Below are 13,280 nucleotides of genomic sequence, written 5' to 3' on the forward strand. Positions count from 1 at the left end.
ATCAACAGAGGGGAAAGAGGGCAGCGTGCCTGTTGAGGGAGTAGCGGCGAACGGTCACCTATTGGCTGTGAGCAACCTGACGAAATTGTTTGGCAGCTTCGCGGCCTGCAATGGGATCAATCTGCAGATTGAACAGGGCGAAATCCACGCCCTTCTCGGCGAAAACGGTGCCGGAAAATCGACCCTGGTGAAGATGCTGTTCGGCGTATTGGCGCCGACGGCAGGAGAGATCCTTTGGCAGGGCCAGAGCGTGCGCATCGCCAATCCCGCCGCCGCGCGCAAGCTCGGCATCGGCATGGTTTTCCAGCATTTTTCGCTGTTTGAGGCGCTGACCGTCGCCGAAAACATTGCGCTCTCCATGGATGCGAATATCTCGCTCGCGAAGGTGGCGGAAGAAGCTTCGCGCCTGTCGCATGCCTACGGCTTGCCGCTCGACCCCAAGGCGCATGTTGCCGATCTTTCCGTGGGCGAGCGCCAGCGGATCGAGATCGTGCGGGCGCTGCTGCAGAACCCGCGCCTCATCATTCTCGACGAGCCGACTTCGGTTCTGACGCCGCAGGAAGCCGATCGCCTGTTCGAAACGCTCTACAAGCTGAAGGCGGAGGGCCGCTCGGTTCTCTATATCAGCCACCGACTCGAGGAAGTTCAGCGCATCTGCGACCGCGCGACGGTGCTGCGTCACGGCAAGGTGACCGGCGCCTGCGACCCGAAGGCGGAGACCCCGTCGTCGCTGGCGCGCATGATGGTTGGAAGTGACGTCGCGGCCGTGACGGCCGAAGGCACGAGCGCCAAGGGCCAGGTGCAGCTCGAGGCGCGGCATCTGACGGTTCCGGCCCGCACACCCTTTGCCGTTTCGCTGAAGAACATCTGTCTCAAGGTCCACGCCGGCGAGGTGCTGGCAATCGCCGGTGTCGCCGGCAATGGCCAGGGCGAACTCTTCGATGCGCTGTCGGGCGAGTATCCGGTCGTTGACGAGAATGCCGTACAGATCCGGCAGAAGCCGGTAGGCAACAGGAACATCAATGCCCGCCGCCTGATGGGCGCGGGCTTCGTTCCCGAAGAGCGCCACGGCCATGCCGCCGTATCGGCGCTGCCGCTCTCGGACAATCTCGTGCTTGCCCGCAGCCGTTCGGACGCCAAGGCATTCCTTGGTGGCGGTTTCCTCAAGATCATCCGCCGCGATGCGGTGACGAGTGCCACGAAGCGCATTTCCGAGGCGATGGATGTGCGCAAGAGCGGCGAAGACCCGCCGGCGGGCTCGCTGTCGGGCGGCAACCTGCAGAAGTTCATCGTCGGCCGTGAGCTTGATCGGCAGCCGAGCGTGCTGGTCGTCAATCAGCCGACCTGGGGTGTCGATGCCGGCGCCGCCAGCCGCATTCGCCAGGCGCTCGTTGACCTTGCCAAGGCGGGCTCGGCTGTTCTCGTCATCAGCCAGGATCTGGACGAAATTTTCGAGGTGGCGACGGAAATCGCCGTCATCAGCGACGGGCGGCTCTCTGATCCCTATCCGGCGAAAGAACTCTCGCGCGAAAAGATCGGCCTGCTGATGGGCGGCATGTACGGCAAAACGGAAGGCACGGAGGCCGCACATGCGCATTGAACTGGAAAAGCGCGCCAAGGTCTCGACGCTGTTTTCGATCCTGTCGCCGTTCATCGCCTTCCTGCTGACGATCGTCTTCGGCGGCATCATGTTCGCGCTGCTCGGCAAGAACCCGGTGATGGCGCTCTACAGCTTCTTCGTCGAACCGCTGAGCGAGGTCTGGTCGCTGCACGAACTGGCGATCAAGGCAGCACCCCTGATCCTGATCGGCGTCGGGCTTTCGGTCTGCTTCCGCTCCAACAACTGGAACATCGGTGCCGAGGGCCAGTTCATCATGGGCGCCATTGCCGGTTCGATCCTGCCGGTGGTCTTCTATGACTGGCAGTCGCCGCTGGTGCTGCCGCTGATGATGCTAATGGGCATGCTCGGCGGCGCTTTGTTTGCGGCAATTCCCGCCTTCCTCAAGGCGCATATGAACACCAATGAAATCCTGACGAGCCTGATGCTGGTCTATGTCGCTCAGCTCTTTCTCGACTGGCTGGTGCGTGGCCCCTGGCGCAACCCGGGTGGGATGAATTTTCCGGAGACGCGCACTTTCGCCATCGATGCGATCCTGCCGGAGATGATCGCCTCGGGACGGACCCATTGGGGCTTCGCTTTCGCCATCATCGCGGCAGTCCTCATTTGGTTCATGATGCGCCACACGCTGAAGGGCTTCGAGATTTCCGTTCTCGGCCAGTCGGAGCGGGCAGGGCGCTTTGCGGGTTTCTCGTCGCGCCGCATGATCTGGTTCTCGATGCTGCTTTCCGGCGCCTTGGCTGGGCTCGCCGGCATATCCGAGGTCAGCGGTGCGATCCAGCAGCTGCGCCCGGTCATCTCGCCCGGCTACGGCTTCACCGCGATCATCGTCGCCTTCCTTGGTCGCCTCAATCCGCTCGGCATTGTGGCCGCCGGCCTGGTGCTCGCCTTGACCTATCTCGGCGGTGAAGCGGCGCAGCTTTCGATCGGCGTTTCCGAAAAGGTGACGCGCGTCTTCCAAGGATTGCTGCTCTTCTTCGTGCTCTCCTGCGACACCCTCATCCACTACCGCATCAAACTGGTCTTCGACCGGCTGACAGCGACAAACACCGAGGTGAGCCGCTGATGGGTATTGTCGAAGCGATCCTCTTGAGTGTCATCACCGCCGCGACCCCGCTGGTGCTCGCCGCGATCGGCGAACTGGTGACGGAACGCTCAGGCGTTCTCAACCTCGGCGTCGAAGGCATGATGATCATGGGGGCGGTCTCCGCCTTCGCGATCACCCAGATTACCGGCTCGCCCTATCTGGGCATGCTTGCAGGTGTTGCCTGCGGCGCGATCTTCTCGCAGCTCTTCGCTTTCCTGACGTTGACGCTCGTGGCAAACCAGGTGGCGACCGGCCTTGCCCTGACGCTGCTCGGGATCGGCGTTTCCGGCATGATGGGCGAGAGTTTCCTCGGCCTTCAAGGCATCAAGCTGCAGCCGATCACGATACCGCTTCTGGCGGACATTCCGGTTATCGGTCCGCTGCTGTTCCGACAGGACATCATCTTTTATCTATCGATTGCGATTGTCGCCGGCGTGCACTGGTTCCTGTTTCGCAGCCGCGCCGGTCTCAAGCTCAGGGCTGTCGGCGACAGCCACGCTTCCGCGCACGCGCTCGGCGTCGACGTCATCCGCACCCGTTATCTGGCCGTCATGTTCGGCGGCGCTTGCGCCGGCCTCGCCGGTGCGCAGCTGTCGCTCGTCTACACGCCGCAATGGGTGGAAAACATGTCGGCGGGGCGCGGCTGGATCGCGCTGGCGCTGGTGGTCTTTTCTTCCTGGCGGCCCTGGCGGCTGGTGGCCGGCGGCTATCTCTTCGGTGCGGTCTCGATCAGCCAGCTGCATGCGCAGGCCTTCGGTCTGGGTATTCCCTCACAACTCCTTTCATCGCTTCCTTATGTGGCGACGATCGTCGTACTCATTCTCATTTCGCACAACCGGCGCATGACCTTGATCAATACACCGGCATCGCTCGGCAAACCGTTCGTGCCGGACCGGTGATTTCAAGAATTTCAGACAAACGTTTCTCAAACCGACAGGGGTAAAAAAATGAAGAAACTACTGCTCGCTCTCGCAAGCACCGCGGCGGTGATCGGCTTCGCCACGGGTGCCAGCGCTCAGGAAAAGGCCAAGGTCTGCTTCGTCTACGTCGGTGCCAAGACCGATGGCGGCTGGACCCAGGCGCACGACATCGGCCGTCAGGAGCTGGAAAAGCAGCTCGGTGACAAGATCGAGACCCAGTATCTCGAAAGCGTGCCGGAAGGCCCCGATGCGGAGCGCGCGATCGAGCGCCTGGCACGCTCGGGTTGCGGCCTGATCTTCACGACGTCGTTCGGCTTCATGGATGCGACCATCAAGATCGCGCAGAAGTTCCCGGACGTGAAGTTCGAACATGCCACCGGCTACAAGACCGCGCCGAATGTCGCGACCTACAACAGCCGCTTCTATGAAGGCCGCTACATCCAGGGCCAGATCGCCGCCAAGATGTCGCAGAAGGGCGTCGCCGGCTACATCGCCTCCTTCCCGATCCCGGAAGTGGTGATGGGCATCAACTCCTTCGTCATCGGCGCACGCTCGGTAAACCCCGACTTCAAGATCAAGGTCGTATGGGCAAACACCTGGTTTGACCCCGGCAAGGAAGCCGACGCCGCCAAGGCGCTGGTTGACCAGGGCGTCGACATCCTGACGCAGCACACCGACACGACGGCTCCGATGCAGGTTGCCGCCGAACGTGGCATCAAGGCGTTCGGCCAGGCTTCCGACATGATCAAGGCTGGCCCGGAGACGCAGCTGACGGCCATTGTCGACACCTGGGGCGCCTATTACATCAAACGCACGCAGGCTTTCCTCGACGGCAAGTGGGAAACGACATCGAGCTGGGACGGCCTGAAGGACGGCATCCTGACGATGGCGCCCTACACCAACATGCCTGATGACGTGAAGAAGCTGGCCGAGGAAACCGAAGCCAAGATCAAGTCGGGCGAGCTCAAGCCCTTCACCGGCCCGCTGAAGAAGCAGGACGGCAGCGAATGGCTCGCAGCCGGTGCAACGTCTGATGACGGCACCCTGCTCGGCATGAACTTCTACGTCGAGGGCGTCGACGACCAGCTGCCGAAGTAAGCGGCTGCACAGAAGTGAAGTTGTGCAAACCCCGCCGCGTGGCGGGGTTTGTTCGTTTCAGAATGGGGTATGGCAAGCCTGTGCGGCTACGATCGGACATCGTTTGCCAACGCCGATTTCGCTTGTCTTTCCGGGGGCTTTCCGGAATCGGTCGATCAAACTACACTCGTTTGCGCAAGTTTGGGCAAACGTCGGCGGCGCTTCGCAGCACCGATATCCGTGTGTCGGCAAAGTCAGGCAGGGGAGTGCCTGGAGGAGATGGATTGAACAGGAGTTTGCTGGAAACCGTTGTGTCCGGCTCGCGCAAACGCACGAGCCATGCGCATGTCGTCGATCAACTTGGAAAGGCGATCATATCCGGCGAGTTTCCTGTGGGCTCGATCCTTCCGGGAGATCCGGAGCTCGCCGCGCGTTTCAAGGTGTCGAGAACTGTACTGCGCGAGTCCATGAAGACGCTTGCCGCCAAGGGGCTGGTCGTGCCCCGTGCCCGCATCGGCACGCGCGTAACGCCGCGCAACGACTGGAACCTGTTCGACAGCGATATCCTGACCTGGCATTTCGAGTGCGGGGTCGATGAAGATTTTCTCTACCACCTGAGTGAAGTGCGCCTCGCCTTCGAACCGCATGCAGCAGCCCTGGCCGCGCGAAACGCTTCGGAAGCGGAAATCAGCCGTATGATGCGGCTCGCCGTTGCCATGGGCGAAGAGGGACACACGGCAGAGAGCCTTGCCGTGGCGGATCTGAAATTTCACCTGGCGGTCGCCGAAGCCTCCGGAAACCCGTTCATGCGGACGGTCGGCGGGCTGATTGAAGCGGCGCTGGTTGGCGTCTTCAAGCTGAGCTCGCCTGTCGCCGAAAGGGGCGGCATCGACGAGGTCGCCCGCAACCATATCCGCATCGTTGAGGAAATCGGCCGGCGCGACGAAGTCGGCGCCCGGCTCGCGATGGAGAATGTGATCAAGATCGGTCGCGAGCGGGTCCGCAGCGCCTTGCATAACCGCGCCTGAGTTCAGCTTCTCCGGGATTGTTCGAAATCCCGCTATTGATGATCTCCAATGTTCAGCAGATCGCATAGATTTCAATGCTTGCGCTTGCTCAGATCGCCCGCTGGCCTTATCTGGTGATTGGTCGTTCCCAGCGGAGCGGCTTTCGTCAACGGTGATCTGGAGACCATGTCCGAATTTTTTGTCATTTTCGTCCTGCTTTTGATTAATGCATTTTTTGCTCTCTCGGAAATGGCAATCGTCTCGGCAAGCAAGCCAATGCTTCGCCAGATGGCAAAACAGGGGAACACTCGCGCCGAGGTGGCGCTGCGGCTGGCGGAAGATCCCGGCAAATTCCTTTCCACGGTACAGGTCGGCATTACGCTGGTCGGCACGCTGGCCGGCGCCTATGGCGGTGCGACTATCGCTGCCAAGATCGCACCGACCCTCGATGAAATCGCCTGGATTCATCCCTACGGAAATACGGTCGCCGTCGCGCTCGTCGTCACCCTGATTACGTTCCTCTCGGTCGTGATCGGCGAGCTTATCCCGAAGCAACTGGCACTGAAGAATTCCGAAGCGCTGGCGATGTTCGTCGCGCGCCCGATGCATCTTCTGTCGCGGATCGCGGCTCCGATCGTCTATCTGTTCGAAACGGCCGCATCGGTCGCCATGCGCCTCCTCGGCATGCGTCCGGATGATCCGGACCATGTAACGGAGGAGGAAGTCCACGCGATCATGGCCGAGGGTGTCGAAAGCGGCGCGATCGAGAAGTCGGAGCACGAGATGCTCCGCCGCATCATCCGGCTTGGCGACCGCAACGTGAAGTCGATTATGACCCACCGGACCGAGGTGAGCTTCATCGACGTTAACGACAGTCTGGAGACGGTGGGCCGCAAGATCGGCCAATTCAACCATTCCCGTTATCCGGTGGTCGATGGACCGAGCGGCGACGTGCTTGGCGCAGTCCTGGCGAAGGAGGTCCTGAACGCCCCGACCTCCAGTCCGTTCGATGTGCGCAGGTACATAAAGGAAATCCACACCTTGCCGGAGACGGCTTCCTGCCTGAAGGCACTGGAAGCCTTCAAGTCGTCGAGCATCAATTTGGCGATGATCGTCGACGAATATGGCAGCACCGAAGGCATCATCACCATCGCCGATATCCTCGAAGCGATCGTCGGCGTGTTGCCGTCGAACTACGACGACATCGAACACGCGCTGATCCGTGTGCGTGAGGATGGCAGCTACCTCGTCGACGGCCGCACGCCGATCGACGAAATTCACCTGACGATCGGCATCGAAGGCATCGATGCCGACGGTAACTTCGAGACGATCGCCGGCTTCCTGGTGCAGCAGCTGCGCAAGACTCCGGAGGAGGGCGATATCGCCATCGCTCACGGCTACCGGTTCGAGGTAATCGACATGGATGCACGCCGGATCGACAAGATCCTGGTCAGCCGAAGCGACGAAGCGGCCAACTGATACAGTCCATGAAACGTGTCGAGGGGGCCGGGGACGCAGTTGCTCTCGGTGCGAGGCGGTAGCGTCGCTATGGACTGCTTCACACGGTGCAAATGCAAAAGGCCGGGCTAAACCCGACCTTTTTCCAGATCACCGCGGGTCCGCTAGTACATCCGTAGTCGGAGGTCCTCGGCGGTGATCAAGTAGCTTCCTTGTACAGAGTTATGATGTCGGCGCCATGACACCGGCCACGGCTGCAGAGCGGAATTGAGTCCGACCAATATCGGCGACGCTTGGTCCGCCGGTCCGCGGATGCCAGCAGAATTGACAAAGCGGTTCAGCGAAGCCTGAGGATGTCGCAGGATGCGCCCTGGGGTGCTTCTGCAGCGTGCGGCCGGCGCACGATCAGGCAGTCGGACTGGGCAAAGACTTTCATCATCGACGAATCCTGCCGCGAGAACGGATGGGCAATGAGGTCACCATCCTCACCCTTAGTGAGCCGCGCGCGCACATAGTCCTGCCTGATGTCGTTGGCGGGCAAGGCGCTTGCAAGTTTCGCCGTCGTCATGCGTTCGCGGAACGGCAGTCGTGCGAGTTTGCGTGTTAGCGGCTCCAGGAACAGCAGCGCGCAAACGAGGCTCGAGACCGGGTTGCCGGGGAGGCCGAGCACGGTCGTAACTCCGAGCTTGCCTACCATCAGCGGCTTTCCCGGCCGCATGGCGATGCGCCAGAAGTCGAGCGTCATGCCGCAGGAAAGTAGAGTTGCCTGAATCAGGTCATGGTCGCCGACCGACGCGCCGCCGAGCGTGACAAGCATGTCGACATCGGCAGCTTGAGCCCGCGCGACCTCGGCGGCGATCGCCTGCTGGTCGTCGGCGACAATGCCAAGATCGATGACCTCCGCGCCATTGTCGCGCGCGATTGCCGCGACGCCGAAGCTGTTCGAAGCGATGATCTGGTCCGGCCCCGGCTTGCTCCCGGGAGGCAGAAGCTCGTCGCCGGTCGCCAGGATCGCGATCTTCGGCCGCTTGAAAACGGGGAGATTCGCGTGGTTCATGCCGGCGGCCAGTGTCAGCCGCCCGGCATCGAGTAGGTCACCAGCCGATAGCGCCTTTTCGTCCTGTGCGAAGTCCTGTCCGGCCAAGCGGATATGGCGGCCTTTGCCGGGCACGAACTTGGTGCGGATCCGGTCTTCCGGCCGGCGCTCGGTATCTTCTTGGATGATGACAGTATCGGCACCAGCGGGCAGGGGTGCTCCGGTGAAGATGCGGACGGCCTCTCCAGGCCCCACCTCTCCCTTGAAGCCATGGCCGGCAGCCGATTGGCCGATCACAATAAGTTCCGCGCCGACGGTCTCGATATCCTGATGGCGAACCGCATAGCCGTCCATCGCCGAATTGTCGAAGGCGGGATGGGTGACGAGTGCCGAGATATCCTCGGCAAGGACGCGGCCGACGGCGTCGTGAAGATAGACACCCTCTGCCAGTGGTCTCGGGGTTGCGCTGTCGAGAATTCGGTCGAGCGCATCTTCGACGGACAGCAGCGACATGACCTCAGTTCCCTTCGCGCCGAAAGTCGCCGGACCGACCGCCGGACTTGCTGACCACCCGGATCCCACCGATCTCCATTTCGCGGTCTGCGGCCTTCGCCATATCGTAGATGGTAAGGCACGCGACGCTCACAGCCGTCAACGCTTCCATCTCGACGCCCGTGCGGCCCGTGAGTTTGGCGAGTGCCTCGACCCGGAGGCCGGGAAGCGTGGGGTCGGGCGTGATGTTGACGGCAACCTTCGTCAGCATCAGCGGGTGGCAGAGCGGGATGAGATTGGCGGTCTGCTTGGCGGCCATGATGCCGGCGAGCCGCGCGGTGCCGATGACGTCGCCCTTCTTCGCATCGCCTTCGAGAATGAGCGTCAGCGTTTCCGCCTTCATGCGCACATGGCCCTCGGCGACCGCAATGCGCACCGTCTCGGCCTTGTCGCCGACATCCACCATGTTCGCTTCGCCGCTGCCACCAAGATGCGTGAGCGTCGGCTTACCCATCACTCGGCCGCCAACGTGTTTGCAGCGCCGGTCAGCAGGGTACGCGTGGCCGCTTCCACATCGCTCTTGCGCATCAGGCTTTCGCCGACGAGGAAGGTGGTGATGCCGCTCTTTTCCAGGCGCTGGCAATCCTCATGGGTGAAGATGCCGCTTTCGCCGACCAGCAGCCGGTCGGAAGGGACCATGCCTGCTAGCTGCTCCGAGACAGCGAGGTCGACCTCGAAGGTGCGCAAATTGCGGTTGTTGATGCCGACGAGGGGGGGGGCGAGCTTGAGCGCCCGTTCCATTTCCTCGGCGTCGTGCACTTCGATCAGCACATCCATGCCAAGCTCGAAGGCCGCATCTTCGAGGCGGTGGGCGTCGTCGTCGCTGAGCGAAGCCATGATCAGCAGGATGCAGTCCGCGCCCCAGGCCCGAGCCTCGAACACCTGGTAGCTTTCGAACATGAAGTCCTTGCGCAGTGCCGGCAGGCCGCAGGCCGCGCGTGCGGCTTCCAGGAAGGCGGGTGCACCTTGAAAGCTCGGCGCATCCGTGAGTACCGAGAGACAGGCGGCGCCCCCAGCTTCGTAGGCCCTGGCAAGCGCCGGCGGGTCGAAGTCCGGACGAATGAGCCCCTTGGATGGGCTCGCCTTCTTGATCTCCGCGATCAGCCCGAGTGTGCCGGCCGACTGGCGCGCGGTGAGCGCTGAGTGAAAGCCACGCGGCGCAGACTGTTCGGCGATACGCGCCTTGAGTTCGGAAAGCGGCGTCTGTGCTTTCGCGGCCGCGATCTCGTCGCGCTTGTAGGCTTCGATCTTGCGCAGGATATCCGTCATCGTTGCCGATCCTTCCTCAGGCTGCGTTCGAAACGCTGATCAGGCGCTGCAGCGCCATCTTGGCGCCGCCGCTCGAAAGCGACTGGCGGGCGAGCGCCATGCCCTCGCCGAGGTCTTGCGCCCGTCCGGCTATCATCAGCGATGCGGCTGCGTTGGCAAGGGAAATGTCCCGGTACGGGTTCTCGGCGCCATCGAGCACGGCCTGGAGCGCAATGGCATTGTGCGCGCCGTCGCCACCCTTCAGTACATCGAGCGTCACCGTCGGAAGCCCGAAATCGGCCGGCGTCAGCGTGAAAGTCGAGATCTTGCCGTTTTCGAGGGCAGCGACCTGCGTCGTCCCGGTCGTGGTGATCTCGTCGAGGCCTTCGCCGTGAACGACCCAGACATTTTTGGAACCGAGATCGCGCAGCACCTCCGCGAGCGGCTGCACCCACTGCGGCGCATAGACACCGACCAGCTGTCGCTTGACGCCCGCCGGATTGGAGAGCGGGCCGAGCAGGTTGAAGATCGTGCGCGTGCCAAGCTCCACCCGCGTTGGGCCGACGTGGCGCATTGCCGAATGATGCTGCTGTGCGAACATGAAGCCGACGCCCGCCTCGCGAATGCACTGCGAGATAGCTTCGGGGCCGATGTCGAGCTTGACGCCGAGGCACGAGAGCGCATCGGCGGTGCCCGACTTCGAGCTCAGCGCGCGGTTGCCGTGCTTGGCGACAGGTACACCGGCACCGGCGACGATGAGCGAAGCGAGCGTCGAGATGTTATAGGTGCCGGCGCCGTCGCCGCCGGTTCCGACGATATCCACGGCATCAGCTGGTGCATCGACCGGCAGCATGCGGGCACGCATGGCGCCGACCGCGCCGACGATCTCATCGACCGTTTCGCCGCGCACGCGCAGCGCCATCAGGAAGCCACCGATCTGCGATGGCGTCGCGGCCCCCGACATGATGATTTCGAAGGCGGCACGCGCGTCTTCGCGGTTCAGTGCCTCACGGGCGGCCACCTTGGCGACGAATGGCTTCAGATCACTCATCGTTTGTTTCCTCGAAGCCTATCGTTGCGCAATTGCGGTTTCGCCGAGCGTCTGGTTGATCGTCACGCCATAGGCGGCCTGCAGCGTGGCGACCATTTGATCGACAATATCTGCACCGCTGACGCCGGCCAGAGCCTCGATCTGACGGCTATCGTCCTGCAGGGCGTCCGACGGGCCGCCATCCTCGACCGCCGTCACCTGCAAGAGCACCTGTCCTTCGCCACCGATGCCGGCAGCGTTGGTGACAAAACCGTTCGGGCCCGAGAAGGCGGCGACGACAGCCGCCGGGCTAAGGGCGGCGTCCGAAGTGGAGCGCATCAGGCCGGACTTCGTTTCGACGGCGAGGCCGAGTTCATTGGCAATGTCGGCAAGCTTTGCACCCTGCGCGAGACGCTGCTTCAGCTCACCGGCCCTCTTGGCAAGTGCTGCGCGCTGCTGTTCGGCCATCCAGTCGGCGCCGACTTCGTCGCGAGCCTCGTCCAGCGTGCGATCACGCGCGGGGGTAACTTCATCGAGGTCGAACCAGACATAGCCGTCGCGGCCGACATTCACGGGCAGGGTTTCTGCGCCGACATCCGCCTTGAAGACTTCCTGCAGAAGGGCTGCCTGCTCCGGCAGACCGGCAACGTCGTCGCCGTTCTTGTCCTTGCCGGTTGCATCGATCGCATCGATGGTCACCAGCTTCAGCTTGAGCTGGTCTGCCACTTCCTTGATCGGAGCCCCGGAAGCGCGCTCGTCCTCGATCTTGTCGTGGAGGCGCATGACTTCTTCGCTCGCCGCGGAAAGCGCGATGTCCTTGCGCAGCTCTTCCTTGACTTCGTCGAAGCTGCGCACCGCTTCCGGCCGGATATTCGTCACGCGGAGAATGACCGGGCCGAAGGCGCCGTCGACAACCGGAGATACGCCGCCGTCTGCGGCAACGGCGAAGGCCGCCTCGGCGACCTTGGCATCGGGCACGCGATCCTTGCTGAATTCGCCGAGAAGAACGTCCGCCGACGTCTTGCCTTCGGCCTTCACCAGATCGTCGAAGCTCGTGCCGGAGGAGAGCTTGGCCGCTGCGGCGTCAGCCGCTGCACGCGACGGGAAGGTAAGCTGCTCGATGGTCCGCGTCGCAACGGTGCGGAAGCTCTCCTTGCGCCGGTCATACTCGGTGCGCATCTCATCTTCCGTCACGGCTGCGGTGTCGGCGACGTCGCCCGGCTCGAGCTTTACATAGCTGACCTTGCGGTATTCCGGGGCGCGGTAGTTTGCCTTGCGGCCATCGTACCAGGGCGTCAGCACGTCGTCGCCCGGTGCCTTCACAGCGTCGATATTGGCGTTCGAGAGCAGCAGATAGTCGACCGTCCGCTTTTCGTGGCGGTAGGCGCCGATCGCGTCGGTCAGGACCTTGGGAGCGGCATAACCGTCCGAGAGTGCATCGACGATCTGCGAACGGATCGCGGTCTGGCTCTGGCTGTTGATGTAGTCCTGTTCGCGCAGGCCGGCGTTGCGCAGAACGCTGGAGAACGTCAGACGGTCGAACTGGCCGTTGACGCTGTGGAAGGCCGGATCGTCGGCGATCAGCTTGGCCAGCCGGTCCTGCGACAGGCCGAGGTTCATGTCGTCTGCGAGCTGGTCGAGAGCAGCACCGGCGACGACCTGCGAATAAACCCGCTGTTCGATGCCGAAGGCGCGTGCCTGTTGCGGCGTCAGCCGCGTGCCGAGCTGGCGGGAGGCCTGAGCCAGCATGGTTTCATAGGTAAGCCGGAACTCCGGCGCCTTGACCTTGACGTCGCCGACGACCACCACCGCATCCGATTGGTTCGTCATCGTCAGAGATGAGCCGCCCCACACCATGAACGATAGCACGAGAATGACTAGCAGGCCTTTGACAACCCAGGTCTGGGCGGCAGTTCTCAGGAATTCGAGCATGGGGGCAGAAACCTCGTTGCAATGCGGCGGCCATTGGCCAAACGAATTCGTTCCTTAAAACAAACGAAACAGGAAATGAAGGGTTGTTTGCCGCAAATTGCGCGCGCTCACGGGATCGTTGGTCGATCCCGACCGCCCGGTTTTCAGCGCTTGCCACCGGCACATTGCGACGCGCGCGTGAGATCGCCGGTCCGCCTGCCAACCCGTCGGGCGCGAGCAGTACAATCCATGTCGGATTCATTAGCCGGCAATCGAAATTTATCTGTCAGATTGTGTCGAATACGCCTTGGAACTGTGGTTCTGTTGCAAGGCAAG

Annotated in this window: 11 protein-coding genes; 6 read left to right on the top strand and 5 right to left on the bottom strand. The window is 62.6% G+C overall.

Annotated elements, in window-relative coordinates; all coding sequences use genetic code 11:
- Positions 1-25 precede the first annotated feature (25 nt).
- The 6 genes from BLU35_RS06580 to BLU35_RS06605 all read left to right on the top strand — a co-directional run bounded on the left by BLU35_RS06580 (position 26) and on the right by BLU35_RS06605 (position 7,188).
- Positions 26-1,600, top strand: a complete 1,575-nt coding sequence (locus BLU35_RS06580) for an ABC transporter ATP-binding protein (protein ID WP_058322453.1) — start codon at positions 26-28, stop codon at positions 1,598-1,600.
- Positions 1,590-2,684, top strand: a complete 1,095-nt coding sequence (locus BLU35_RS06585) for an ABC transporter permease (protein WP_093232448.1) — start codon at positions 1,590-1,592, stop codon at positions 2,682-2,684. The genes BLU35_RS06580 and BLU35_RS06585 overlap by 11 nt, the downstream gene beginning before the upstream one ends.
- Complete coding sequence (locus BLU35_RS06590) at positions 2,684-3,604, top strand: ABC transporter permease (protein ID WP_058328174.1); 921 nt, start codon at positions 2,684-2,686, stop codon at positions 3,602-3,604. The genes BLU35_RS06585 and BLU35_RS06590 overlap by 1 nt, the downstream gene beginning before the upstream one ends.
- A gap of 48 nt (positions 3,605-3,652) precedes the next feature.
- Positions 3,653-4,723 (top strand): BMP family ABC transporter substrate-binding protein, encoded by a 1,071-nt coding sequence (locus BLU35_RS06595; protein ID WP_058328175.1) that lies wholly within the window; start codon positions 3,653-3,655, stop codon positions 4,721-4,723.
- Positions 4,724-4,986: 263 nt separating this feature from the next.
- Positions 4,987-5,730 carry a FadR/GntR family transcriptional regulator gene (locus tag BLU35_RS06600; RefSeq protein ID WP_057255908.1) on the top strand — a complete coding sequence of 248 codons (744 nt, stop codon included), beginning with the start codon at positions 4,987-4,989 and terminating at the stop codon, positions 5,728-5,730.
- A gap of 165 nt (positions 5,731-5,895) precedes the next feature.
- A complete protein-coding gene (locus BLU35_RS06605; RefSeq protein WP_058322457.1) occupies positions 5,896-7,188 on the top strand; it encodes a hemolysin family protein in 1,293 nt (430 codons plus the stop codon).
- Positions 7,189-7,504: 316 nt separating this feature from the next.
- On the opposite strand, the gene BLU35_RS06610 is transcribed toward BLU35_RS06605, so the two are convergent.
- From BLU35_RS06610 to BLU35_RS06630, 5 genes are read right to left on the bottom strand one after another with little or no spacing between them, the layout of a single operon-like run.
- Positions 7,505-8,716, bottom strand: coding sequence for a molybdopterin molybdotransferase MoeA (locus BLU35_RS06610; RefSeq protein ID WP_093232449.1), 1,212 nt, complete (start codon positions 8,714-8,716; stop codon positions 7,505-7,507).
- A 4-nt stretch (positions 8,717-8,720) separates the two neighbouring features.
- The gene (moaC, locus tag BLU35_RS06615; RefSeq protein WP_093232450.1) at positions 8,721-9,209 is read right to left on the bottom strand and encodes a cyclic pyranopterin monophosphate synthase MoaC; all 489 of its coding nucleotides are present in this window, start codon (positions 9,207-9,209) and stop codon (positions 8,721-8,723) included.
- Positions 9,209-10,024: an indole-3-glycerol phosphate synthase TrpC gene (trpC, locus tag BLU35_RS06620; RefSeq protein ID WP_093232451.1), complete on the bottom strand. Its 816-nt coding sequence runs from the start codon at positions 10,022-10,024 to the stop codon at positions 9,209-9,211. Before trpC ends, moaC begins: the two co-directional genes overlap by 1 nt.
- A gap of 16 nt (positions 10,025-10,040) precedes the next feature.
- Entirely contained in the window at positions 10,041-11,054 is a 1,014-nt protein-coding gene (gene trpD, locus BLU35_RS06625) for an anthranilate phosphoribosyltransferase (RefSeq protein WP_093232452.1), read from the bottom strand.
- Positions 11,055-11,072: 18 nt separating this feature from the next.
- Positions 11,073-12,965 carry a peptidylprolyl isomerase gene (locus BLU35_RS06630; RefSeq protein WP_093232453.1) on the bottom strand — a complete coding sequence of 631 codons (1,893 nt, stop codon included), beginning with the start codon at positions 12,963-12,965 and terminating at the stop codon, positions 11,073-11,075.
- Positions 12,966-13,280 lie beyond the last annotated feature (315 nt).

It is taken from the genome of Sinorhizobium sp. NFACC03, assembly GCF_900103435.1.
Lineage (GTDB): Bacteria > Pseudomonadota > Alphaproteobacteria > Rhizobiales > Rhizobiaceae > Ensifer.